This is a genomic window from Haemophilus sp. THUN1690 (genome assembly GCF_059704375.1).
Genome location: NZ_AP046582.1, coordinates 733,735 through 759,265, shown reverse-complemented (window position 1 = coordinate 759,265; position 25,531 = coordinate 733,735). Strand labels below are relative to the sequence as shown.

25 protein-coding genes are annotated in these 25,531 nt (G+C 37.5%); 12 read left to right on the top strand and 13 right to left on the bottom strand.

The window, feature by feature from the left end:
- Positions 1-24: 24 nt before the first annotated feature.
- A complete protein-coding gene (gene cmoB / locus AC6H22_RS03580; RefSeq protein ID WP_005629329.1) occupies positions 25-990 on the bottom strand; it encodes a tRNA 5-methoxyuridine(34)/uridine 5-oxyacetic acid(34) synthase CmoB in 966 nt (321 codons plus the stop codon).
- Positions 987-2,501, bottom strand: coding sequence for a sodium/proline symporter PutP (putP, locus tag AC6H22_RS03575; protein WP_118816952.1), 1,515 nt, complete (start codon positions 2,499-2,501; stop codon positions 987-989). Before putP ends, cmoB begins: the two co-directional genes overlap by 4 nt.
- A gap of 115 nt (positions 2,502-2,616) precedes the next feature.
- Between putP and rng the strand changes: the two genes are divergently transcribed.
- The gene (gene rng, locus AC6H22_RS03570) at positions 2,617-4,092 is read left to right on the top strand and encodes a ribonuclease G (protein WP_005629333.1); all 1,476 of its coding nucleotides are present in this window, start codon (positions 2,617-2,619) and stop codon (positions 4,090-4,092) included.
- A gap of 67 nt (positions 4,093-4,159) precedes the next feature.
- Here the strand turns inward: rng and AC6H22_RS03565 are convergent, their stop codons facing one another.
- The gene (locus AC6H22_RS03565; protein WP_497515371.1) at positions 4,160-4,513 is read right to left on the bottom strand and encodes a hypothetical protein; all 354 of its coding nucleotides are present in this window, start codon (positions 4,511-4,513) and stop codon (positions 4,160-4,162) included.
- A 111-nt stretch (positions 4,514-4,624) separates the two neighbouring features.
- Here AC6H22_RS03565 and AC6H22_RS03560 point away from each other — a divergent pair, with 111 nt between their 5' ends.
- Together AC6H22_RS03560 and AC6H22_RS03555 are read left to right on the top strand one after the other, a co-directional pair.
- A complete protein-coding gene (locus AC6H22_RS03560) occupies positions 4,625-5,170 on the top strand; it encodes a sigma-70 family RNA polymerase sigma factor (RefSeq protein ID WP_497515370.1) in 546 nt (181 codons plus the stop codon).
- 9 nt (positions 5,171-5,179) lie between these two features.
- Positions 5,180-5,353: an anti-sigma factor family protein gene (locus tag AC6H22_RS03555; RefSeq protein ID WP_048952589.1), complete on the top strand. Its 174-nt coding sequence runs from the start codon at positions 5,180-5,182 to the stop codon at positions 5,351-5,353.
- A 100-nt stretch (positions 5,354-5,453) separates the two neighbouring features.
- On the opposite strand, the gene AC6H22_RS03550 is transcribed toward AC6H22_RS03555, so the two are convergent.
- The gene (locus tag AC6H22_RS03550; protein ID WP_497515369.1) at positions 5,454-6,317 is read right to left on the bottom strand and encodes a DMT family transporter; all 864 of its coding nucleotides are present in this window, start codon (positions 6,315-6,317) and stop codon (positions 5,454-5,456) included.
- Between the two features lie 178 nt (positions 6,318-6,495).
- Here AC6H22_RS03550 and msrAB point away from each other — a divergent pair, with 178 nt between their 5' ends.
- The 4 genes from msrAB (at position 6,496) to AC6H22_RS03530 (ending at position 9,820) form a co-directional block, all read left to right on the top strand.
- Positions 6,496-7,557, top strand: coding sequence for a bifunctional peptide-methionine (S)-S-oxide reductase MsrA/peptide-methionine (R)-S-oxide reductase MsrB (msrAB, locus tag AC6H22_RS03545; protein WP_497515368.1), 1,062 nt, complete (start codon positions 6,496-6,498; stop codon positions 7,555-7,557).
- Between the two features lie 11 nt (positions 7,558-7,568).
- On the top strand, positions 7,569-8,210 hold the full coding sequence (locus AC6H22_RS03540) for a cytochrome c biogenesis protein CcdA (RefSeq protein WP_046952866.1): 642 nt from the start codon (positions 7,569-7,571) through the stop codon (positions 8,208-8,210).
- 41 nt (positions 8,211-8,251) lie between these two features.
- Entirely contained in the window at positions 8,252-8,722 is a 471-nt protein-coding gene (locus AC6H22_RS03535) for a redoxin family protein (protein ID WP_497515367.1), read from the top strand.
- A gap of 180 nt (positions 8,723-8,902) precedes the next feature.
- Positions 8,903-9,820 (top strand): LysO family transporter, encoded by a 918-nt coding sequence (locus AC6H22_RS03530; protein WP_497515366.1) that lies wholly within the window; start codon positions 8,903-8,905, stop codon positions 9,818-9,820.
- A gap of 67 nt (positions 9,821-9,887) precedes the next feature.
- Here AC6H22_RS03530 and AC6H22_RS03525 read toward each other — a convergent pair whose 3' ends face one another.
- The 3 genes from AC6H22_RS03525 to moeA form a co-directional block, all read right to left on the bottom strand.
- Positions 9,888-10,211: an HI1450 family dsDNA-mimic protein gene (locus AC6H22_RS03525; protein WP_005628170.1), complete on the bottom strand. Its 324-nt coding sequence runs from the start codon at positions 10,209-10,211 to the stop codon at positions 9,888-9,890.
- Positions 10,212-10,277: 66 nt separating this feature from the next.
- Positions 10,278-11,009 (bottom strand): molybdopterin-synthase adenylyltransferase MoeB, encoded by a 732-nt coding sequence (moeB, locus tag AC6H22_RS03520; protein WP_497515364.1) that lies wholly within the window; start codon positions 11,007-11,009, stop codon positions 10,278-10,280.
- Between the two features lie 3 nt (positions 11,010-11,012).
- Positions 11,013-12,227, bottom strand: a complete 1,215-nt coding sequence (gene moeA / locus AC6H22_RS03515; protein ID WP_497515363.1) for a molybdopterin molybdotransferase MoeA — start codon at positions 12,225-12,227, stop codon at positions 11,013-11,015.
- Between the two features lie 137 nt (positions 12,228-12,364).
- On the opposite strand from moeA, the gene folE reads away from it, so the two are divergent.
- Positions 12,365-13,021: a GTP cyclohydrolase I FolE gene (folE, locus tag AC6H22_RS03510; RefSeq protein WP_497515362.1), complete on the top strand. Its 657-nt coding sequence runs from the start codon at positions 12,365-12,367 to the stop codon at positions 13,019-13,021.
- Between the two features lie 107 nt (positions 13,022-13,128).
- Here the strand turns inward: folE and AC6H22_RS03505 are convergent, their stop codons facing one another.
- The 4 genes from AC6H22_RS03505 to potA all read right to left on the bottom strand — a co-directional run bounded on the left by AC6H22_RS03505 (position 13,129) and on the right by potA (position 17,072).
- Positions 13,129-14,211, bottom strand: a complete 1,083-nt coding sequence (locus tag AC6H22_RS03505; RefSeq protein ID WP_497515361.1) for an extracellular solute-binding protein — start codon at positions 14,209-14,211, stop codon at positions 13,129-13,131.
- Between the two features lie 128 nt (positions 14,212-14,339).
- A complete protein-coding gene (gene potC / locus AC6H22_RS03500) occupies positions 14,340-15,110 on the bottom strand; it encodes a spermidine/putrescine ABC transporter permease PotC (RefSeq protein WP_497515360.1) in 771 nt (256 codons plus the stop codon).
- Complete coding sequence (gene potB / locus AC6H22_RS03495) at positions 15,110-15,970, bottom strand: spermidine/putrescine ABC transporter permease PotB (RefSeq protein ID WP_005638601.1); 861 nt, start codon at positions 15,968-15,970, stop codon at positions 15,110-15,112. Before potB ends, potC begins: the two co-directional genes overlap by 1 nt.
- Positions 15,954-17,072: a spermidine/putrescine ABC transporter ATP-binding protein PotA gene (gene potA / locus AC6H22_RS03490; protein WP_005645368.1), complete on the bottom strand. Its 1,119-nt coding sequence runs from the start codon at positions 17,070-17,072 to the stop codon at positions 15,954-15,956. Before potA ends, potB begins: the two co-directional genes overlap by 17 nt.
- A 296-nt stretch (positions 17,073-17,368) precedes the next feature.
- Between potA and pepT the strand changes: the two genes are divergently transcribed.
- Entirely contained in the window at positions 17,369-18,607 is a 1,239-nt protein-coding gene (pepT, locus tag AC6H22_RS03485) for a peptidase T (RefSeq protein WP_118816947.1), read from the top strand.
- 169 nt (positions 18,608-18,776) lie between these two features.
- On the opposite strand, the gene AC6H22_RS03480 is transcribed toward pepT, so the two are convergent.
- Together AC6H22_RS03480 and tdeA are read right to left on the bottom strand one after the other, a co-directional pair.
- Complete coding sequence (locus tag AC6H22_RS03480) at positions 18,777-19,406, bottom strand: histidine phosphatase family protein (RefSeq protein WP_118816946.1); 630 nt, start codon at positions 19,404-19,406, stop codon at positions 18,777-18,779.
- Positions 19,407-19,496: 90 nt separating this feature from the next.
- On the bottom strand, positions 19,497-20,864 hold the full coding sequence (gene tdeA, locus AC6H22_RS03475; RefSeq protein WP_497513154.1) for a toxin/drug exporter TdeA: 1,368 nt from the start codon (positions 20,862-20,864) through the stop codon (positions 19,497-19,499).
- Positions 20,865-21,167: 303 nt separating this feature from the next.
- Here tdeA and glnS point away from each other — a divergent pair, with 303 nt between their 5' ends.
- From glnS to malQ, 3 genes are all read left to right on the top strand, one after another.
- Positions 21,168-22,838, top strand: coding sequence for a glutamine--tRNA ligase (gene glnS, locus AC6H22_RS03470; protein WP_497515359.1), 1,671 nt, complete (start codon positions 21,168-21,170; stop codon positions 22,836-22,838).
- A 77-nt stretch (positions 22,839-22,915) separates the two neighbouring features.
- On the top strand, positions 22,916-23,368 hold the full coding sequence (locus AC6H22_RS03465; RefSeq protein WP_005631793.1) for a YcgN family cysteine cluster protein: 453 nt from the start codon (positions 22,916-22,918) through the stop codon (positions 23,366-23,368).
- A gap of 70 nt (positions 23,369-23,438) precedes the next feature.
- Positions 23,439-25,529, top strand: a complete 2,091-nt coding sequence (gene malQ, locus AC6H22_RS03460; protein ID WP_497515358.1) for a 4-alpha-glucanotransferase — start codon at positions 23,439-23,441, stop codon at positions 25,527-25,529.
- Positions 25,530-25,531 lie beyond the last annotated feature (2 nt).

Below are 25,531 nucleotides of genomic sequence, written 5' to 3'. Positions count from 1 at the left end.
AAAAAAGGGAATAATTTCCCTTTTTTATTTGTTCGCTAAAATTACCGCTCTTTTCGGTGCTTGATAACCTTCAATGGTTTTACTGTGATCATTTGGATCTAAGAAATCAATCAGGCTTTCATTTTCCAACCAATCCGTTTTACGCTGTTCTTCTAATGTGGTTGTCCCTACATCTACACAACGTACGTTGGTAAAGCCAACTTTTTCTAGCCAGTTGATTAGTGCGGCGACAGATGGAATAAAATAAACATTTTTCATTTTCGCATAGCGATCTGCTGGTACGAGCACAGTATTTACATCGCCATCCACCACTAACGTTTCTAATACCAATTCACCACCTTTTACCAATTGATTTTTTAACTGGCTTAAATGATCTAATGGGGATTTACGATGATAGAGTACGCCCATTGAAAATACAGTATCAAATGCCGCTAATGGTTGCATTTGCTCAATACCAAGCGGGATAAGATTTGCTCGACGATCATTATTAAGCAGCTTGCGTACTGCTTCAAATTGGCAAAGGAAAAGCTCTGTAGGATCAATCCCGACGACCATTTTTGCGCCTTCGCCTACCATTCTCCACATATGATAACCGCTGCCACAGCCCACATCTAAAATAGTGCGACCTTGTAGTGGGGCTAAATGAGGAAGAACACGATCCCATTTAAAATCTGAACGCCATTCACAATCTACATGAATGCCGAAAAGATGATAAGGCCCCTTTCGCCATGGCATTAATTGTTTTAAATGATGGATGATTCGTTGTTTTTCACCTTCTGAAAGGGGAGAAGTGCGGTCAGATTTCACCGCACTTTTGAGATTGATTTCATCAGCATGTAAATCAGGTAGGAAATCAACAATTTTACTCCATTTCGCATAATCGCCATGAGTTTGAGTTTCCCATTCTTTCAATTGGAGCGGTAAGGTCTCTAACCAGTCTGATAAATTTGTGGTCGCAATTTGTTGATAAAAAGGGCGAAAGTCGATCATTTTGCTTCCTTATAGGCCTTTTCTGCTTTGTCAAAGGTATCTAGAACATCTTGTTCTGGTTTGCTAGACAGCAATGAGACAACAATAATTGCAAGGCTACCGAAAGCAAACCCCGGAATCATTTCATATACTTTAAACCAATCGGTATCAGCTGGAACAACTTCTTTCCAAGCAAATACTGTCACTGCGCCTACTAGCATACCCGCCATCGCACCCGATGATGTCATTCGTTTCCAGAAAAGAGAGAAAAGTACAACAGGGCCAAATGCACTACCAAAACCAGCCCAAGCAAATTCGACAAGTTTTAATACTTTGCTGTTTTCATCTTGAGCGATCCAGATAGCAAGTGCTGCAATAACCAACACCATAATTCTTCCAAGCCATACGAGCTCTTTTTCAGATGCGTTAGGGCGAATAAAACCTTTGTAGAAATCTTCTGTGATTGAGCTAGAAGAAATTAACAATTGCGCACTTAATGTACTCATTACAGCAGCTAAAATAGCTGAAAGTAATATGCCCGCGATCCAAGGATTAAATAAAAGTTTAGCGAGTTCAATAAATACTTGCTCTGGTTCATTATTGACTGTGTCTGCAATGTTTGGATTGGCAAATAAATAAGGGATCGCGAAGAAACCAATACCAATTGCACCACCTAAGCAAAGCACCATCCATGTCATACTAATGCGGCGAGCTTTGATAAGTGATTTAACAGAATAAGCCGCCATAAAACGTGCTAAAATGTGCGGCTGCCCAAAATATCCTAATCCCCAAGCGGCAAGGCTTAATAGACCAAGTGGCGTAGTGGCAGTAAATAAATCGGTAAAATCTTTATTGGCAGCTGCTTCAGCTTGCGCTAATACCGAGGAAAATTGAGCGGTATCGCCAATGCTTAATAACACAAAAATAGGCGTTAAAAGCAGCGCAAAAATCATAAGGGTTGCTTGAATGGTATCTGTCCAACTTACCGCTAAAAAACCACCGATAAAAGTGTAAAGAATGGTGGCTAATGCGCCATACCAAAGTGCGGTGGAATATTCGACTGAAAATAAATTTTGGAATAATTTTGCACCAGCCACGACACCCGAAGCACAATAAATAGTGAAGAATACTAAAATAATCGTAGCAGAAACAATTTTTAATAATTTATGTGATGTTGCAAAGCGGTTGTGGAAATATTCTGGAAGAGTGAGGGCATTATTATTTAATTCAGTATAAACACGTAAACGACCAGCCACCAGAAGCCAGTTAAAATAAGCGCCAAGCGTTAAGCCGATAGCAATCCATCCTTCAACTAAGCCTGATAAATATACCGCACCAGGTAAGCCCATTAAAAGCCAACCAGACATATCTGAAGCACCCGCAGACATTGCAGTGACAAAGCTGCCTAAACGACGTCCGCCGAGAATGTAATCTGATAAATTATTCGTGTAATAATAGGCAAGTACGCCAATCAGTAACATCCCGAAAATATAAATAGTAAAAGTAATAAGAGTTGGGTCGAATCCAAACATTTTATAAGTCCAAAATGGGTTAAAAATTTCAGAAAGGATGCATTTTACCTTATTTCGGGCTATTATTCTATTTAGACTGAATATTTGATGAAATTTAAGAAATTAGGAATATAAAATGGATGCTGTAGAGTTATTGATGAACGTAACTCCTAACGAAACACGCATTGCGCTAGTAGAAACAGGAATGTTGCGCGAAGTGCATATTGAACGCCAAGGCAAACGAGGAATTGTTGGAAATATTTATAAAGGTCGTGTGACTCGAGTGTTACCTGGAATGCAGTCGGCTTTTGTTGATATTGGTTTGGAAAAAGCAGCTTTTTTGCACGCTGCTGACATTGTATCTCATACGGAATGTGTAGATGAAAATGAACAAAAGCAATTTAAAGTTAAGAGCATTTCAGAATTAGTACGCGAAGGGCAGGATATTGTTGTACAAGTGGTGAAAGATCCGCTTGGTACAAAAGGTGCACGTTTAACAACAGACATCACATTGCCATCGCGTCATCTTGTTTTTATGCCGGAAAATAGTCATGTGGGCGTTTCACAACGTATTGAAAGCGAAGAAGAACGTGCCCGTTTAAAAGCATTGGTTGAACCATTTTGTGATGAACTCGGTGGTTTTATTATTCGTACAGCCACAGAAGGAGCAAGCGAAGAAGAATTACGTCAAGATGCTGAATTTTTAAAACGCTTATGGCGTAAAGTCTTAGAACGTAAAGTTAAATATCCAACTAAATCAAAGATTTATGGTGAGCCTGCGCTTCCACAACGCATTTTGCGTGATTTTATCGGCACAAACTTAGAAAAAATTCGTATTGACTCTAAACTTTGCTTTGGCGAAGTAAAAGAGTTTACCGATGAATTTATGCCTGAATTAAGCGATAAACTTGTTCTTTATTCTGGCAATCAACCTATCTTTGATGTGTATGGGGTTGAAAATGCGATCCAAACAGCGCTAGATAAACGTGTTAATCTCAAATCGGGTGGTTATTTAATTATTGAGCAAACAGAAGCCATGACCACTATTGATATTAATACTGGCGCATTTGTGGGGCATCGTAATCTAGAAGAAACCATCTTCAATACCAATATTGAAGCAACTAAAGCTATTGCACAGCAACTCCAACTACGTAATCTTGGTGGCATTATCATTATTGATTTTATTGATATGCAAACAGATGAACATCGCAATCGAGTATTAGAATCTTTATGTGATGCGCTTTCTAAAGATCGCGTTAAAACCAATGTGAATGGCTTTACGCAATTAGGACTTGTAGAAATGACCCGTAAGAGAACTCGTGAAAGCCTTGAGCATGTGCTATGCGATGAATGTCCAACGTGCCATGGACGTGGTCGGGTGAAAACGGTCGAGACAGTTTGCTACGAAATTATGCGTGAAATTATTCGGGTTTATCATTTATTCAGTAGCGAACAATTTGTTGTTTATGCCTCGCCAGCGGTTTCCGAATATCTTATTAATGAAGAATCTCACGGCTTACTGCCAGAAGTGGAAATGTTTATTGGTAAACGAGTGAAGGTGAAAACAGAACAGTTTTATAACCAAGAACAGTTTGATGTGGTGGTGATGTAAATTTTACTTCAACAAAGTGCGGTGAAAAATTTTTGAGATTTTTTACCGCACTTTTAAAAGTATCTTTTTACATTTTTTCTTTTGTCATTTTCATTTTTTTATTTGATTTCATCTTTTTATCAGATTTCATTTTCATATCAGATTTCATGCCCATTTCATCAGACTTCATCATATTGTCAGACTTCATCATATTGTCAGACTTCATCATATTGTCAGATTTCATCATGTGGTCAGATTTCATCATGTGGTCAGAGTGCATTTTCATATCATCTGATTTCATCATTTTTTTCATTGGGGTATTCATCATCGGTTCTGATTTCATTGGCATGGCATCAGATTTCATTTCTTCTGCATAAAGGGTGCTTGCACCAAATAACATAGCCATACCTAAGATTGCACTTTTCAATGTAATATTTTTCATTTTGAATTTCCTTGTTTGAGTGGTAAAAATAGTATAGAAAGAAATTGTTTCTTTCATGCTATTAGACGAAAAACTCTTTCATTTCTTACAAAAAATTTTAAAGGAATTAAAATGAATGCTATTTCTGATACGGAACTCCAACAAATTCGTATGCAAATGCTGAAATTTGCAACGTTACAGTTGCATCATGCTGACCTTGCTGAGGATTTAGTACAAGAAGCATTTTTAAGTGCATTTAACAATCTCGCGAATTTTAAACATCAATCCGCTTTTAAAACTTGGGTTTTTGCCATTCTAAAAAATAAAATTATTGATTACCTTCGCCAGAAAGGACGCTTTGTATTAGAAAGTGAAATTGAAGATGAACAGTCAACTAATACATTTTTTGATGATACAGGCCATTGGAAAATAGAATATTATCCGAGCGAATTACAGGGCGAAGAGGAAACGGTGTATTCTGATGAGTTTTGGTTGATTTTCGAAACTTGCCTGACTTGTTTACCCGCTAAACATGCCAAAATTTTTATGATGAGAGAGTTTTTAGAATTATCATCGGATGAAATTTGTCAAGAAGCTCAGCTTACCACATCCAACTTGCATACCACACTTTATCGGGCCCGTTTGCAGTTGCAAAATTGTCTATCAAAAAAACTTTAGGAGAAAATTATGCGTTGTATTCAAGCCACTCGAATAATTTCTGATTCTCATGAGCGATCATTAGAACTGCAAGAAAAAATGGGTTTAAAAATGCATTTGTTAACTTGCCCTCATTGTCGTCGTTTTCAACGAAATTGCAAAACCTTAAGTATGATGATGAAGAAATTTAAAGATTCACATTAGGAATTTTGACAGAGTGAAAAAACACCGTTACTTTTCACCGCACTATATTGAGTCAGCTAACCTAATAGTACTGAATTTAATATTCTTATAAATAAAGTGTTTATTTCTTCATTTTTGCCAATAAACTCACCGCACCCACAATTACAACTGCGCCGAACCAAAAATAGAGGTTAGGCGTATGATGCCAAAAGAGCCAGTCGAAAACGCTAGAGAAAATTACGCCAGTGAAAGCAAAAGGAGTAATAACGTTGGCTGGCGCATATCTAAAAGCACGAGTGAGCAATAATTGGAAAATCAATCCAAATCCGCCCACTAATAGCAATAAACCAAGCTCATATAAATTAGGTATTTTCCATTGGTTAATAAAGAAGATTGGTAGCATGAGTGTCCCAATCAGATGAAAATAAAATACGATATTTTTTGGTGTGTTGTATTTGTTTAATTCTTGTAAGCCAATAAATGCCATTCCTGCCAATACAGCACCAGATAATCCAATCAGCACATAAATAGGATCAATATTGCCATTGTGATTGCTGAGTAAAATAATGGAAACGCCAAGAAAGCCGATTAAGCTACACAAAAGCACATTAAGCGGTGTTTTTTGATGGAAAAAGAGCAATAAAATCGGGATAAATAGGGCTGAGGTATTCATCAATAAGACAGCGATGGAAAGCGGTAAGAACTTCACGATATAAAAGTTAATCAACATGCTTGATACACCCGCGGCATTCCGCAGGATTAAAAATTTCCATTGACGAGTATCTACTTTAAAATTGCGATCTTTAATCACAAAAGGCAGTAGGAAAAGCAAGCCGATTAAAAAGCGTGAAAATAAGGTTTCACTTGCAGGGATTGTTTGAGAAGCAGTTTTGACAAATACATTCATCAAGGTAATGGAAAAGTACGCTGATACCATAAAACTAATCGCTTTGTGATAAAGCGAAGGAGTGGAATATGATTGCATATAGATCCTTTTTTACCTTATAACAGAGGGCGAAACAGTGTTTTTTAGCTCTTTATTATTGGTTATAACAATGGATTTTAGTCAATTTCTTTAAAAATTTTACAAAAATCTGTAAGAAATCGAATTATTCGCCGTCTAACCTTATGTAACGTTAATTTTTACATCATAAGGAAAAACAATGAAACTATCAAAAACATTTCTATTTATTACCGCACTTTGTTGTGCTACACCAACTTTAGCAATACAAAATTCAACATCATCATCTGGAGAACAAAAAATGGCAATGGAAAATACACAAAACATTCGGGAAATTTATCTTGCTGGTGGCTGTTTTTGGGGTATGGAAGCATATATGGAGCGTATTCACGGCGTGAAAGATGCGATTTCTGGCTATGCCAATGGTAATACGGAGAAAACCAGTTATCAGATGATTGGGGTAACCGATCATGCAGAAACCGTAAAGGTCACTTACGATGCAAATCAAATTTCGCTCGATAAATTATTGCAATATTATTTTAAAGTGATTGATCCAACGAGTGTAAATAAACAAGGCAACGATCGCGGCAGACAATATCGCACAGGGATTTATTATCAAGATGGAGCAGATAAAGCGGTGATCGAACAAGCTCTCGCCCAGCTTCAAACTAAATATAAAAAACCAGTGCAAATTGAGGTGCAACCGCTTAAAAATTACATCGTAGCGGAAGAATATCATCAGGATTATTTGAAGAAAAATCCAAATGGCTATTGCCATATTGATATTACCAAAGCAGATGAACCTATGATTGACGAGAAAGATTATCCGAAACCGAGTGATGCAGAACTTAAAGCGAAATTGACACCGTTGCAATATTCAGTCACTCAAAATAAACATACTGAACGCTCTTTTAGTAACGAATATTGGGATAATTTCCAACCAGGTATTTATGTTGATGTCACTACAGGAGAGCCTGTTTTCTCTTCAAATGATAAATTTGAATCAGGTTGTGGCTGGCCAAGTTTTACGAAGCCAATAGCGAAAGAGGTAGTGCATTATGAAACCGACAACAGCTTCAATATGCAACGTACCGAGGTGTTAAGTCGTGCAGGCAATGCCCATTTGGGTCACGTATTTGATGACGGCCCGAAAGATAAAGGCGGTTTACGTTATTGCATTAACAGTGCATCAATTAAATTTATTCCGTTAGCTGAAATGGAAAAGGCAGGATACGGATATTTGATTCAATCAATTAAAAAATAAGGAGATGTAGGATGTTAGATCAACAACTCCTTATTGGAACTGTATTTTTAGCGGGGCTTGCTTCTTTTCTTTCGCCTTGTATTTTTCCGATTATTCCAATTTATTTTGGTATTTTGAGTAAAGGTGGCAAAAAAGTCCTAAATACTTTTTTATTTATTTTAGGGCTTTCCCTTACATTTGTCAGTTTAGGCTTTAGTTTTGGCTTTTTAGGGAATATTTTATTTAGCAATACCACACGTATTATTGCAGGGATTATTGTTATTATTTTAGGTATTCATCAACTCGGTATTTTCAAAATTGGTTTGTTGGAACGCACGAAATTGGTTGAAATCAAAACATCAGGAAAGTCAACCGCACTTGAGGCATTTGTCCTTGGTTTAACCTTTAGCCTTGGTTGGACGCCTTGTATTGGTCCGATTCTGGCTTCCGTGTTAGCTTTATCGGGCGATGAAGGCTCTGCACTTTACGGTGCATCAATGATGTTCGTTTATGTTTTAGGCTTGGCAACGCCGTTTGTACTGTTTTCATTCTTCTCAGACAGCTTGCTAAAACGTGCCAAAGGGTTAAATAAACACTTAGACAAATTTAAAATCGGTGGCGGTGTTTTAATTATCGTGATGGGCATTTTATTGATTACGAATAATTTTTCGTAAAGCATAATCTCAACAAAAGAAATCTATAAAAGGAAAAAGCAATGAAAAAACTACTATCAATATTTCTAATGGCATTCAGCCTAAACACTTTTGCACAAACCAATTTGGCGGATGTGCAACTCAAAGATTTAAACAATCAGCCAGTGACTTTAAGCCAATATAAAGGCAAACCTGTGTATGTAAAAATGTGGGCATCTTGGTGTCCGATTTGCTTGGCTGGATTAGCTGAAATTGATGATTTAAGTGTGGAAAAAGATCGCAATTTTGAAGTGATTACCATTGTTTCGCCCGATCACAAAGGCGAAAAAGACACTGCTGATTTTATTGAATGGTACAAAGGATTGGAATATAAAAATATCACAGTGCTTTTAGATGAAAAAGGCGAAATCATTGATAAAGCAAGAGTGCGAGGCTACCCGTTTAATCTCTTTTTAGATAGTGATTTAAACCTGAAAAAAACCATACCAGGACATTTGGGCTCAGAGCAAATAAGTAAGTTTATTGAGAAATAAAATCAAGCGGCTGGTAATTAAAATTTAACCAGCCGCTTTTTTATTTCTGGCATAACGTAGATATGCTTTCATTGGTAATTTGGTAGATTGATAAAAAGTATATATTATAAATAGTGCTTAGATATTGAAATGGTCTTTACTTTTACAGATGAGATAAAAGTAATAGTGGTGAAGGAAACAATGGAAGAAATAATTAACGGACTACTCATTGTGCTTGTGCCGATGGTGCTGGGTTACTTAGTCAAAATACAGAATCAAAATGCGTTGTCATTCATTAATAAAATTGTGATGTTATTGCTTTACATTATTTTATTTATGATGGGGTTTATGCTTGGGCAACTAGAGCATTTAGAACAAAAATTGCCAATTATTGGTATGACCGCTTTAGGGCTGTCCGCTATTATTCTGACTTGTAATATCATAGGCTTGGCTATTTATGACCACACTTTGCCTAAGCCTGTTAATTATTTACAGGGAGAATTACCATCTCGTTGGCATTCGTTAATGGACTCAATTAAATTATTAAGTGCGGTAATTATTGGCATCGTTTTAGGTTGGCTGTGCAATGATTGGTTGCATTTCCCACATGGTTCCAATCTTTACGTGCTTATTGCCTTGATCTTTTTTGTCGGGATTCAGCTTCGTAATAACGGCATTTCCTTGAAAGAAGTCTTATTAAATAAACAAGGCTTAATGATGGGGGCAATTTTTACCTTAAGCTCTTTAGTTGGTGGTCTTATTTCAGCATTTTTTCTAAGTATGCCTATTACTCAGGGGTTAGCCTTTTCATCGGGATTTGGTTGGTATTCTTTATCAAGCGTCGTGCTGACAAATGCTTGGGGGCCGATGCAGGGCAGTATTGCCTTTTTCAATGATTTATCGCGTGAAATATTGAGCTTATTTTTGATTCCATTGTTTATGCAACATTATCGCTCTACAGCTATTGGGATTACAGGCGCAACGGCATTAGATTGTACATTGCCTATTATTCAAAAATCAGGCGGAATTGAAGTGACGCCTATCGCCATTTCTTTTGGTATGGTGACAAATTTATTACCTCCGTTGTTGTTAGTTTTTTTCTCAAGTTTTCCAATTTGATGGCTTGTGAATTTTAAGCGAAAAGAAAAAGGGAAATCAGATGATTTCCCTTATTTTTACGTTATCGTTACTTTTTCCAAATAACGTGAAATTCGCGATCTTCTTCTCGGTGAGAAATTAAGAATTTAGCAAAGACATCATCCATTTCATCTTGCTCATTGACTAATCCCACCCACACTTCAGCGTATTCTTCAGGGTCAATTAGTACACCAATTTCTTCTTCCCAATCATCGGCGGTTTCAACAAATTCCACCCCACCGCGTTCTTCAAATTGTAGATTGAATAAAAGAATATCGGCAGGATCTAAATTTTCCCCAGCCATTTCTAAGAAAATATCGTAAGCAATATCAATGGCTGTATCGGGATCAAGTTTTTTAATTTCTGTAGTCATAGTGTTTTTGTAGTAAAGGTTATGGTTAATAAAAGTGCGGTTAAATTTTTTCTCTTTTTAAGCGTTTTATTCCATATTGGTTGGAAGTTTTATTTCTCGAATATTCATCGAAAAACCATCAATCATCAATAAACGGCCACACAAATTCTTACCGATTTTTAACCGCACTTTAATTGCTTCTAAGGCTTGAATCGTGCCCACAATGCCGACGATTGGTGCAAGCACGCCAGCTTCTACACAGCTTAATACATTTTGTCCAAATAATTTGCTGAGATCACGATAAGTTGGTGTATTTGGTTCATAAGTGAAAACGGAAACCTGACCTTCCATCCGAATTGCAGCGCCAGAAATGAGAGGTACTTTTGCATTACCACATTGACGATCCAACTGATTACGGATTTCCACATTGTCTGTACAATCTAAAACAATATCAAAGTGCGGAATGATTTCTGCGAGTTTTTCTTCGTCTAACTTCGCATTAATTGTCTCGATGTTTATATGTGGATTGATTTGTTCTAGTGCAATTTTAGCGGATTCTACTTTTGGCATATTCAAGCGTGCATCACAATGCAAGACTTGTCGTTGAAGATTCGAAAGAGAAACTGTATCGAAATCCAACAGCGTTAAATTTCCAACGCCTGCTGCTGCGAGATATTGGCTGGCTGCGCAGCCTAAGCCGCCAAGCCCAACGATCAGCATTTTGCTTGCTTTGAGCTTTTCTTGCCCATCAAAATCTACGCTTTTAAGAATAATTTGACGGTTATAACGCAATTCTTCTTCGTGACTAAGTTCGATCATTTTTTATCCTAATAAATGATTGAAAGGCTCAATCGTCACTGTTTCACCTGCAGTGACATTGCCACGTTCTTGTTCTAACACGATAAAACAATTGCTTTTTACAAAAGCGCTAAAGAGATGAGATCCTTGGAAACCTACTGATTGCACTTTAATTTGGCCTTGTTCATTGATGTAATAAAAACCCCGTTGGAAATCTAAACGACCAGGTGCTTTTTTCAAATTTGTTGTGGCAATGGCTGAAAAGCGCGGTGGTTTTTTCCATTGTTTTTGACCTTGCAGTTTAGCAATAAGTGGCTGTACGAGTTGATAAAATGTCACTAATGCAGAAACTGGATTACCAGGTAAACCACAGAACCAAGCGTTTTCTAATTTACCAAAAGCGAATGGTTTGCCAGGTTTGATTGCAATTTTCCAGAAATTTATTTTGCCTACTTTTTCCAATACCGCTTTAGTGAAATCCGCTTCACCAACGGAAACACCGCCACTGGTAATCACTAAATCGGCTTGGCTTTGTGCGGCAATAAATGCCTTTTCAAATTCAGCTTCGTTATCAGGCAATAGTCCTAAATCAATGACTTCACAGTTTAGTTTTTCTAGCAGTAATTTTACGGTAAAACGGTTAGTGTCATAGATTTGTCCGCTTTGTAATGGTTTGCCGACTTCGACAAGTTCATCGCCAGTTGAGAGTACGCCGACTTTTAATTGACGATAGCATTTTACTTCTGCAATGCCTAGAGAGGCTAATAATGGCAAGGAAACAGGGGTTAGCTGTGCGCCTTGTGCTAATACCACATCGCCTTTTTTTACATCTTCGCCAATACGACGGATGTTTTGATTTTGTTTAGGCAATTCACTAAAAGTGACGGTGCCGTCTTCATTTAATGTCACTTGCTCTTGCATTATCACGGTATCTGCGCCTTCAGGAATCATCGCACCAGTCATAATTCTGACCGCACTTAGCGATTGCCATTCCTCTTGGAATGGATTACCTGCAAAAGATTTTCCTGCCACTGAAAGGGTTAAAGATTGTTGTAAATCCGATAAACGTACAGCATAGCCATCCATTGCTGAATTATCGAAAGAGGGAACATTGATAGGCGAAATAATATTTTCTGCACAAATTCGATTGGCGGCTTCTTGTAAATTTAGGCTTTCAGTTTGAGTTGGGAAGGGAATTTGTTCGAGCATTTTCGAGCGAGCTTGATCCAATGTAAGCATAGAAAATCCTTATTTGATAAAATTTGTCAGCTATTCTATATCTAAAGCCTAATTCATTCAAATTTGCAATTTTTCTCATTTTACCATCACATTATCCTTTGCTAGAATAGCCGATTATTTTTTTAGGAAAGACTATTATGAGCAAAATTTCACTGGATGCACAGAATGTAAGAAATGCCTTGATTGAAAAAGGTATTGAAACACCTATGATTGATCCAACACAGGCTAAAGATGAACGTCGAGAAAGCATTGCAAAACACATGCATGAAGTAATGAATCTGATTGGATTAGATTTGCGAGATGATAGTTTGGAAGAAACGCCAAATCGTTTAGCTAAAATGTTTATTGATGAGATTTTTAGTGGAATGGATTATGCGAATTTTCCAAAGATGACAAAAATCAAAAATCAAATGAAAGTCAGCGAAATGGTACAAGTGAATGACATCACGCTAACAAGCACTTGTGAACATCATTTTGTTACGATTGATGGTAAAGTTTGTGTGGCGTACTATCCAAAAGATTGGGTGATTGGTCTTTCTAAAATTAATCGAATCGTTTCATTTTTTGCTCAACGTCCACAGGTTCAAGAGCGCTTAACAGAGCAACTTTTGACAGCATTTCAAACAATTCTTGAGACAGATGATGTAGCGGTATATGTGAAAGCGACCCATTTCTGCGTGAAAGCGCGTGGTATTAGAGATACGAATAGTTATACTGTCACATCTGCTTATGGTGGCGTATTTTTAGAAGATAGAGATACTCGTAAAGAATTTTTAGCTACAGTTCAGAAATAAAAAATAGTTAATAAAATAGCCGCACTTTAAGATGAGTGCGGCTATTTTTTATATTTATCTCGAATAGAAAAGTGCGGGGAAATTTATCCGTACTTTTGGATTTTAGATTATTTAGCTGCTTTTAATTCTTGATAATATTGCTCATAGAATTGAATTGCATCGCCAACATCATCTTGCCAGTGGCTATTTTTTAATACATCAGCCGGTGGATAAATCGCTGGATCTTCGGTGATTTCTTTTGGTAATGCTTTTTTCGCTTCTAAGTTAGCTGTTGGATAGCCAATTGCTAAGGTTAATTTTTCCGCAGCTTTAGCGCCTAACATATAGTTAATAAGTTTATGTGCGCCATCTGGGTTTTTAGCAGTTTTAGGAATTGCTAGAGTATCAACCCAAAGTACAGGGCCTTCTTTCGGGAATACCATGTCTAAAGGTGCTTTTTCTTTTTTAGCAATACGTACAGAACCATTCCATAATTGACCAACTTCAACTTCACCTGAGATGAAAGAGTTCGCAGGGTTATCGGAATTGAAAGAAAGTACGTTTGGACGTAGTTTCAACAATTCTTCATAGGCTTGTTTGATAATGGCTGGATCTTGAGTATTTGGATCTTGACCAATTTTCAATAAAGCGATATTGAATACTTCGCGTGCATCGTCTAATAACTGAACTTTGTTTGCAAATTCAGGCTTCCACAAGTCAGCCCAAGAAGTGAATTGAGTTCCTTTATAAGTGTTAGTATTGAATGCAATACCTGGTGCGCCTAATAATTGTGGAAGAGAGTATTTGTTACCTTTATCATAAGGTTTATTGAGCCAATCAGGGTCTAATTCTTTAATAACAGGCAATTTGCTGTGATCGAGTTCCATTAACATGCCTTCTCTAGCCATCTTAGAAACAAAGTAATTAGATGGTGCAATCACATCATAACCGCCAGCTGCGCCTTGAGTTTTGATTTTTGCATACATTGTTTCGTTTGATTCTAGGCTTGAAACGATAACTTTGATACCAGTTTCTTTAGTAAACTCATCTAAAAGACCATCTGGTACGTATTCAGTCCATGTGTAGAGATACACAGTGTCATTAGCAGTAGCTGGAGCCTTTGTAGTTTCTTGCTTAGCATCTTTATCATTACAAGCTGTTAAAGTTGCAGCTACTAAGCCTGCAGTAATTAAACCTGCGAATTTTTTCATTTTTGTTTGTTCTCCGTAAAGAGTCGTAAAAAAACCACCTGCCGAATGACAGGCATAAAAAAACGCCTTGATTGTGCGTCAAGGCGTATTCTATTTTAAATTCAAAGGTTTGTGAAACCTTTTGTTTCTTAATGGTTATTTTTTCGTGTAATAAGCTGGCTTAAAACGACAAGACCCAGTGAAAGCACGATCATAATTGTTGCTAAAGCATTAACTTCAGGTGTTACACCGGTTTTCACCAGAGAGAATATTCTCAATGGTAAGATTTCATAACTTACACCGCTGACGAATGATGAGACCACAACATCATCTAATGAAATAGTGAAACTTAATAACCAACCAGATACAACTGCAGGTAATGCTAAAGGAAGGATAATTTTACGTAAAATAGTCACTTCGCTTGCACCTAAGTCTTTCGCTGCTTCTAACATTCTAGAATCAAAGCCATTTAATCGAGAGAAGATAGTTACGGTCACATAAGGTAAACAGAAGGTCACATGAGCCAGTAATAAAGACCAGAAACCTAATGAAATACCCACAACCATAAATAATGCAAGTAAAGATACTGCCATTACAATATCTGGAGACATCATGACGATAAATAACATACCGCTTACCGCTTGTTTACCGCGGAATCGATAGCGATAAAGTGCGATTGCAGTTAATCCACCTACAATAGTAGCTAGGGTAGCCGCAAAAAATGCAATAGTTACCGAATGAATTGCTGCTTGTATTAAGGTGTCGTTATTAAATAAACGCTCGTACCAGTTCCAGCTAAAGCCTTTCCAACTTAAACCATAACGATCTTCGTTAAAGGAATTGGTGACCAAAATAATGATTGGGATATACAAATAAGCGTATACCACAAACATAAATGCATTACGTAGTAAACGACCCATTATTCTAACTCCACTTTCTTATTCAATAGTTTGTTCGCGCGGTAGTACACGAAAATCAACAATGCCATTAGAACAGTTAAACCAATACTGATTGCAGAACCAAATGGCCAGTTACGAGAAATTAAGAATTCGCTCTTAATTACGTTACCAACTAGCAATACTTTTGCTCCGCCCAGTAAGTCTGCAACGTAGAACATACCCATTGCCGGTAATAATACTAATAAACACCCCGCGATAATGCCTGGCATGGTTAGTGGTAAAATGACACGGAAGAAACGTTGGAATGCATTTGCGCCTAAATCTCTTGCAGCCTCTAATAAGCGACCGTCTAATTTCTCAATCGCAGAGTAGAGTGGCAAAATCATAAATGGCAATAGTAAATAAACTAAGCCAATGATTACCGCAATTTCTGTATTCAAAATGCGAATGGGTTCACTCAAAATTCCCATATCCATCAACATAGTGTTAAGTACACCTTTCACACCGAGAAACACTTTCATTCCATAAATACGGATCAACGAGTTTGTCCAGAATGGTAAAACCACAAGGAATAATAAGAGCGGTCGATATTTAGGATTAATTTTGCTCATCATGAAAGCAAATGGATAGCCAACTAATAAGCAAATAATGGTAGCTATGCCCGACATATACAATGAATTCCACACAACTTGTGCATAAAGCGGATTAAACAAGTTTGTGTAGTTTTCAATGGTGATTGGGAAAGCGTAAAAGTCGCTACCGTCTCTAGTCAGAAAACTTACGGCGAATACCAATAAGTTTGGAATCAACACAAAGAAGATGAGCCAACTGAAGATAATCGCAACAGTAATTTTCTGGAATTTATTATTGATTATCTTCATCGTTGAGAACAACCTCCCAGCCTTCATGCCATGTGATGCCTACGCGTTGACCTACGCTATGATCCATATGTGGATCATCTTCGTTAAAGAATTCACTTACAAGTACACGCATGCCATTATGATCAAATTCTACCGTTGATTCTAATGTCATTCCTTTATAAGTGCGGTCAACAATGTGGCCGATAATCGCTTTAGAATGTTCATTTTCATCTAATTCTTCAATCACAATATCTTCAGGGCGAAGGAGTACTTGAAGTTTTTGATCTTTCTCAACAGGCATGTCTGTGTAAATATCACAAACTCGACCTTCAACATTCGCGAGTACAACTTGTTCTGACTTACGTTCAATCACCGTTGCTTCAAATACGTTAATTTCGCCAATGAAACGAGCAACGAATAAGTTAGCTGGGTCTTCATAGATTTCACGTGGAGAACCATCTTGTGCGATTTTACCTTTACGCAACAACACAATACGATCAGACATTGTAATCGCTTCTTCTTGATCGTGGGTAACGAAAATAAAGGTAATACCAAGCTGACGTTGTAACATTTTGAGTTCATTTTGCATTTGTTTACGCAATTTGTAATCTAATGCAGATAAAGATTCATCAAGTAACAACACTTTTGGTTTATTTACTACGGCGCGAGCGATGGCAATACGTTGTTGTTGTCCACCAGAAAGTTGAGTTGGCTTACGATCTGCCATTTCTTCTAGCTGTACCATACGCAAGGCTTCTAAAACACGCGGTTTAATTTCATCGTTTGGTACTTTTTGCATACGCAAACCAAAAGCCACGTTCTCAAAAATTGTCATATGTGGAAATAGCGCATAGCTTTGGAATACCGTATTAATATGACGTTTTTCCGCAGGCACATTGGTGATATCTTCACCATCTAAAATAATGCTACCTGAATCCAATTCTTCTAAGCCTGCAAGTAAGCGTAAAACTGTGGTCTTACCACAGCCTGAAGGGCCAAGAATAGTGACAAATTCACCGTTATTAATTGTAAGATTGAAATCGTTAATAATGGTGTTAGAACCATAGGATTTTTTGATTGAACGAAGCTCAATAATAGGCTTGTTTTGAAGCTGATTTTCCACTAGCTTTGGTTTTCTCCCTAATTTCACCAATGATTTGGTACTGAGTAGAAATAAAACCTGCAAGACTGCAGGGGCGACATATAAAAATAGACGCCTATGATATAGTGAATTGTTAATAATTAAAAGGACTTAATACCTTAGAAAGTAAAAAAACTGCCGTTCATAAAAATAACAAGATATTTAACCGCACTTTAGATGAATTTTACGTCATTAATCTTATAAATATTGTTATATATCAAGATGTTTTCTATTTTTCTCGTTAAACTAAAAAAGATATTTTTAAAAGGAGTGAGAATATGATTTCTCAAACAGATAAAACAGAACTTTTAGAACGATTTTTACATTATGTGTCTTTTGACACCCAATCAAAACCTAATGCGAAGCATTCCCCCAGCTCAGTCGGGCAAATGAAGTTAGCCATGCAGTTGCAAAAAGAACTCATCCAGCTTGGTTTGGAGAATGTTGAAGTAAGTAAATACGCGGTGGTAACAGCATTCTTACCCGCTAATGATCCTAACTTAACGAAAACCATTGGTTTAATTGCGCATCTTGATACATCTCCGCAATGTAGTGGTAAAAATGTACGCCCCGAAGTGATAGAACAATATCGTGGCGGAGATATTGCATTAGGTATTGGCGAGGAGTTTATTAGCCCTGTTTATTATTCTTTTATGCAAAAATTGGTAGGGCAGACTCTGATTGTTGCCGATGGAACCACTTTGCTTGGGGCGGATAATAAAGCGGGAATTGCAGAAATTATGACCGCACTTTCCATTCTTCAAAAAGAGAATATTCTTCATTGCAATATTCGCGTTGCTTTTACGCCTGATGAAGAAATTGGTTTGGGTATCCATTATTTCCCAATGGAAAAGTTTTACTGTGATTGGGCATATACCATTGATGGGGGAGAAGTAGGGGAATTAGAATACGAAAACTTTAATGCTGCCACAGCAAAAGTGCGGTTTTTCGGGCGGAGTATTCATCCTGGTTACGCAAAAGGAAAAATGGTGAATGCACTGACTTTAGCTTGCGAGTTCCAGCAAGTTTTTCCAGTTGATGAAGTACCAGAAAAAACAGATGGGAAAGCGGGCTTTTATCATTTAGAAGATTTTTCTGGCGATATTGAGCAAGTAGAGCTCACTTATTTAATTCGTGATTTTGATGAGCATAATTTCGCACAAAGAAAAGCTTTTATTAAAAGTCAGGTGAAAAAATTTAATGCTAAGAAAGGTTTGAAAAAACCTATTGAGTTAGAAATTCAAGATAGCTACCAAAATATGTATGATGTGGTAAAAAATGTTCCTCAATCAATTGAACTTGCTGATCGCGCAATGAAAGCGGTAGGGGTTAAACCAAGTCATAAGCCGATTCGAGGCGGTACAGATGGGGCATTTTTAGCATCTAAAGGTTTAGCATGCCCGAATATTTTTACTGGTGGCTATAATTTCCATAGTAAACATGAGTTGGTTTCTTTACAAGGCATGGAAAAGACGGTCCAAGTAATTATCGAAATGTTGAAATGTAAAGATCTGTAAAGAAGCGTAAAGATTTGTAAAGAAATGTAAAGATTTTTCTTGCTATTCTTTAGATTAGTCAATATAATGACCTCGTTTTATCGAGATTCCTTTGATAAAGCTAAACTTTAGAGATTTTATTCATAAATTCCTTTTTGATGCCCCTAATGATTTAGGGGCTTTTTTTTACCTATTGTAAATGCATTGTGTCATTTAGTTTTTCAAGGCTAAAGCCTTTTTCACTGTCATAATGCATGATGCTAATAGCAGTATTTAATAAAGATACTGATTTGTCTTTATCTCGGTGATTTTGCCAAGTTGCGCCATTGAGTAAAGCAATCAATAGACGCAAGGTATGGCCATGCGATACCACTAAAATATTCCCTTCTTGATGAACTTTAATAATGTCTTGTAAAGCTGCAATGGCTCGTTTGGCTAGTTGTTCATAAGTTTCTCCACCATTAGATTCAGCTTTATAGTTTGCAGGATCATTAATCATTTGTTGGAATTCGGGCAAAGGTCGAATCAGTTCGACATTTGTTCCTTCCCAATTACCAAAATAATGTTCATTTAATCCACGATGTTGGAATAAGGGAATGTTACGATCTCCAATAATATGATTGGCTGTGTCAATGGTACGTTGTAAACAGCTCGAATAGGCCGCAATAAAATCGACATTTTGTAAAGCTTGCCCAGTTTTGACCGCACTTTTAATGCCTTCTTCTGTTAATGGAGAATCTCCACTGCCTTGCATTAATCCTTGTTCGTTCCAAACAGTGCGGCCATGACGAATAAAATAAAAAGTCAGTTGTTTTTTCATTTTTAGGGATATTTATTGGTAAGGTTTATACCTTAAGTGAGGAGTGTAATATTAAAAAGGGCGATTAAAAACGCCCTATGTTTGGTTTTATTAACGAGAGTAATATCCCGCCATTGAGCTATATACCGCATTTTCACTTTGCAACACTTGATATTTTGCATTCAAAATTGCAAGTTGTGATGATTTTTCAGTATTGGCTGCAACTAACCATTCGCGCAATTCGGACACGCCCGCATTATAGCGGTTTCGATAATATTGCGTGATACGCTGATTGTAACTATGAGTTTGCTGTAAATTACTTAATGTATTTTGCGCTTGGGTAAAGGCAAAGTAGTTGGTATCCACATTATTGAGAGCTGTGGTAATACGTTGTTCGTAATTTAAACGCGCGGTTTCATAGTCAGCTTCAGAAATTTTAACGTTCCATTTTACGGTATTCCAATTTAAGAATGGCAAGCTAATTCCGACCGTGCCTGCAGCCACAGGATTGTGTAACGCCGTGCCAACAGTACTTGCTGTTGAAGATAGACTTCCACCTAAATTAATTTCAGGGAACCAACTTTTTTGAGTTGCTTTGGCATTTTTGAATGCGCTACTTAAACGGAATTGTGCTGCTTTTACATCAGGACGATTTGCAATCACAGAGACTGGTACATTCAAATTCACCCCTGCTGTTTTCACATTCATAATATGTGGGAAAGTGATATTTAACGCATCGTTTGGTTTTAAGTTCAGCAGATTGCGTAAGGTTTGTTCAGCCGTTTTGCGTTGGGTTTCAAAATTTAATTTGTTATTACGCGCTGTTAATACTGCTTGTTGAGCTTGATCTACGCTAACCGCATCAGCCACACCTTGCGCTAAACGCGTTTGCATAATATTACCAATGTCAGTGTAATATTTGATCGTTTCGTTGGTTGTGCTAATTGCATCATTTAAATAAGCAATTTGATAATAAGTTGTTACTACAGAATTGATTAATGATAAACGAGCAGATTCCATGTCTTCTGCGGTTGCTTTGTGCGACCATTCCGCAGCATCAGCGGCATTGGCTAAACGTTGCCAAAGATCCAATGTATAGCTCACATTTAAAGAACCTTTGTGTGAAATGGTAGAGTTTGCACTGGTATCAACTCGACGTTGTGCTGCAGATGAAGTTGAACCATTAAATGCAGGCACTAAATTTGCACCCACTAAATTTGCACTATAAAGCGCACGGTTTACTGCCACAGCTGCTTTAGCTAAATCTTTGTTGTTTATTAACGCTTGTTCTACGACGCGATTTAATTGCGCATCGTTATACAATGACCACCAATTTTCTTTTACATTATATTGCTTGGTAATTTCTTCATATTGCTTGTAATCTTCAAGGCTAGCTTGATAAGAATCGCCAATATTGGCACATCCCACTAATGCACCAGACATCAACAAAGCAAGCGTCATATTTTTCATTTTAAACATTGAGTTTTCCTTCTTACGAAAATGAGTGGAAAGTGCGGATGATTTTAACCGCACTTTTGTGTTTTACAAAATTATTCCCTTGCGAACCCAATTATAAAACAAATCACTGAACGATTGTTCATGAAAGGCGGCATTGTAATAATTTATTCTATTTTTTGCACGAAAAATCTTGCGGCTAAACAAAAAATGCTGAAAAAGTCATAAGCTATTAAGTAGAAAGTGCGGTTAGTTTAGCGATCAAATTCACAAAGCCTTGCTTTTCGTATAGAATGGCAAATTATTTTTTCTATTTATGAGAAAGTTATGAGCAATACAGAAATTCTAGAAAGTGCAGAAAATACCCGCACTCACAATTTTATCACCCAAATTATTGATGAAGATTTAGCTTCGGGTAAACATAAAAGCGTGCATACCCGTTTTCCGCCTGAGCCGAACGGCTATTTACATATCGGTCATGCGAAATCTATTTGTTTAAACTTTGGCTTAGCCAAAGAATATCAAGGTTTATGTAACTTACGTTTTGACGATACCAATCCGGTGAAAGAAGATGTGGAATATGTGGATTCCATCAAAGCTGACGTGGAATGGTTAGGTTTCAAATGGGAAGGCGAACCGCGTTATGCATCTGATTATTTTGATGCGCTTTATGGCTATGCGATTGAATTAATTAAAAAAGGCTTGGCTTATGTGGATGAGCTTTCTCCAGAAGAAATGCGTGAATATCGTGGTACGTTAACCGAGCCTGGTAAAAACAGCCCATATCGTGACCGCACTATTGAAGAAAACTTAGCTTTATTTGAAAAAATGAAGAACGGTGAGTTTGCAGAGGGTAAAGCAAGTTTACGTGCAAAAATTGATATGGCATCGCCATTTATGGTCATGCGTGATCCAGTAATTTATCGCATTAAATTCGCTAGCCATCACCAAACTGGTAACAAATGGTGCATTTATCCAATGTACGATTTTACTCACTGTATCTCTGATGCGATTGAGCGTATTACACACTCTTTATGTACATTAGAGTTCCAAGATAACCGTCGTTTATATGACTGGGTGTTGGAAAATATTAGTATTGAACGTCCATTACCGCATCAATATGAATTTTCACGTTTGAATTTAGAAGGCACGTTAACATCTAAACGTAAATTATTAAAATTAGTGAATGAAGGTATTGCGGATGGTTGGAACGATCCGCGTATGCCGACGATTTCAGGTTTACGCCGTCGCGGTTATACACCAGCTTCGTTACGTGAATTTTGTCGCCGTATTGGTGTGACTAAACAAGATAACGTGGTGGAATATTCTGCACTTGAAGCATGCATTCGTGAGGATTTAAATGAAAACGCACCACGCGCAATGGCGGTGATTGATGCTGTTCGAGTAGTGATTGAAAACTTTGAAGGCGAAGAAACCTTGACGGCACCAAATCACCCGAATCGTCCTGAATTAGGGGAGCGTCAATTACCGTTTACGAAAGAGCTTTATATTGATCGCGCAGACTTCCGTGAAGAAGCAAACAAACAATATAAACGCTTAGTATTGGGTAAAGAAGTGCGTTTACGTAACGCTTACGTGATTAAAGCTGAACGTGTCGAAAAAGATGCAAATGGTGAAATCACCACGATCTTCTGTACTTACGATCCTGAAACTTTAGGTAAAAATCCAGCAGATGGACGTAAAGTAAAAGGTGTCATTCACTGGGTTTCTGCTACGCATAATCATCCAGCTGAATTCCGTTTGTATGATCGCTTATTTACTGTGCCAAATCCAGGTGCTGAAGATGATATCGAAAGCGTGTTAAATCCACATTCTCTCGTGGTAAAACATGGTTTTGTAGAACAAAGCTTGGCTGCAGCAGAAGCAGAGAAAGGTTATCAATTTGAACGTGAAGGTTATTTCTGTGCGGATAGTAAAGATAGCCGTCCTGAACATTTGGTATTTAACTTAACAGTAAGCTTAAAAGAAGGCTTCTAATTTTAATCAACCAAGTGCGGTCAAAATAAATTCGATTTTGACCGCACTTTTTATTTGTATCTACCATGCAATCCAGTATGCAACTTGAACCTAATTTTTGGCAAACAAAATCCCTGCTTGAAATGACTGAATCTGAATGGGAAGCCTTATGTGATGGCTGTGGTAAATGCTGTTATCGCAAATACATTCAAGGGCGAGGTAAACGCCAAAAACTTTATTACACTAGAATTGCTTGTAATCTTTTAGATGTGGAAACTGGAAAGTGCGGTAATTATTCAGAGCGTTTTAAAATTGAAACAGACTGTACCAAACTCACCAAAAAGAATTTACCTGATTTTCATTGGTTGCCTGATACTTGTGCATATCGTTTGCTTTATGAAGGAAAAACGCTCCCTGAATGGCATCCACTCATTTCTGGCCATGCGGATTCTTTGAAAAATGCTGATGTTTTAATTAAAAATGGTGTGCATGAACGCGATGTGATTGATTGGTTTGAATTTATTATTGACGAAGATCACACTTTTAAATAAAGCCGGTTGTCATCACCTTCAGCTTGGTTATAATCCCTAACAAGAGTTATACAGTTGTCATGTGGTGTCTATGCAAATCTCGGATTCTCTCAAGCAAAAAGCAGAAAAATGCGGTATCGCGCTTTCTCATTATGATATTGATGGACATCTTATTTTCGCAGATGAAAAGACGGTTTCAACTTTTGTTGAGCTTTTGCAGCCTCCGCCAAAAGCGAAAGGACAGTTTGACGATGTACTGGCTGCATTTGAAAATGAACCGATTGATTATCGACTCAATCGTCTAGATTTGCCCCCTGCCGATGAATATCGTTATCAGTTGATTGATGAATCTAATGTCATTCTGCTAGAAAAAACACTTTCAAATTTATCCGCACTTTCCTTGCCTCCACTTCCTTTTGGCTATTATCAATTATCTATTTTTTCTGATACTGAACAGTACCGCGTTCGTTTACTTATTTCTCCTAAAACAGCGTTTCAACCACCCGTATTAAAAAATAAAAAAGTGTGGGGCGTGAATGTGCAACTTTACAGTTTACGCTCAGAACAAAACTGGGGCATTGGCGATTTTCGTGATTTAGCTACTTTAATTGAACAAAGTGCAAAACAAGGCGCAGATTATGTGGGAATTAATCCATTACATTTGCCATATCCTGCTGTGCCAAAATGGGCTAGCCCTTATAGTTCATCCTCTCGTCGTTGGTTGAATTTCTTATATTTGGACATTCCTGATTTACCAGAATTTAAGCGTTGTCGTTCAGTGCAAAATTGGTCTAAGCGTGAGGATATTCAAGCAAAAATTGCTACTTTACGTGAAAGTGATTGCGTCGATTATTCTTCAATATTGGCTTTAAAATTAACCGCACTTGAGTCCCTGTTTGATTTCTTTCAACGTAGCCAATCCGCTGAAATTGTGACACGTCGGAAAATCTTTGCTGATTATTTAAAAAACAAAGGTGAACCTTTGTTGTTACAGGGGCTATTTAATGTATTAGATTTACAAGAACACGCCGACCATCAAGCAGAAGAAAATACCATCGGTTGGCTTGGCTGGCGTAAGGAATGGCAACATTTAAGTGCGGCAAAAAGAAAAGCCCTATTAAAAACACATAATGAGCAAATCCAATTTTTTGCTTGGTTGCAATGGCTTACAGAAGAACAACTTTCCGCATTACAAAATCTTTGTAAACAGTCTGGTATGAAGTTGGGTATTTATGGCGATTTAGCGGTGAATAGTTCTCGTGGCAGTGCTGATGTATGGAGCGATCCTGATTTATATTGTGTAAATGCCTCTATTGGCGCGCCACCTGATCCGTTAGGCCCCGTCGGGCAAAATTGGAATTTGCCACCTTATAATCCAACAGTGCTAAAAGCACGTGGCTTTGCACCATTTATCGATATGCTACGTGCCAATATGCAATATTTCGGTGTGCTACGTATCGATCATGTTATGGGCTTATTCCGTTTGTGGTGGATTCCAGAAGGAAAAACCGCGGCTGACGGTGCTTATGTGCTTTATCCTTTTGATGAATTAATGGCGATTCTTGCCATTGAAAGTGTACGCAATGAATGTTTGATTATCGGTGAAGATCTCGGCACTGTGCCTGATGAAGTGCGGTGGAAATTAAACGAGTTTCAAATTTTCTCTTATTTTGTATTGTATTTCGCCCAACGAAATGGCGAATTTCCTCGTATATCTGATTATCCTCGAAATGCTTATGCCACTATTGGCACGCATGATGTTCCCTCATTACAAAGTTTTTGGCATTGCCGTGATTTAGAATTATTTAATCAACTCGGTATTTTGAATGGGGAAGTGCTCAAGCAAAAATACGATCAACGTGTCATGGATAAACAAGCCTTATTAAATAGTTTACATCGTGATAATTATTTACCGCCGCATTATGAAGGCGATGCGCTTTCTATGGCGATGCACGATCATTTAAACCGAATGATCCATCATTATTTAGCGGAAAGTAACAGCCGATTGATTGGTGTGCAATTAGAAAATTTACTTAGCCAAGAAATCAGTTTTAATTTGCCGGGCACCTCAAATGAATACCCAAACTGGTGTAAAAAACTAGCTCAGCCGTTAGAATTTATTTTTAGCAATGAAGCTTTAAAAACGTTCTTTGTGCAAATTAACCAAGGGAGAAATGTATAAGG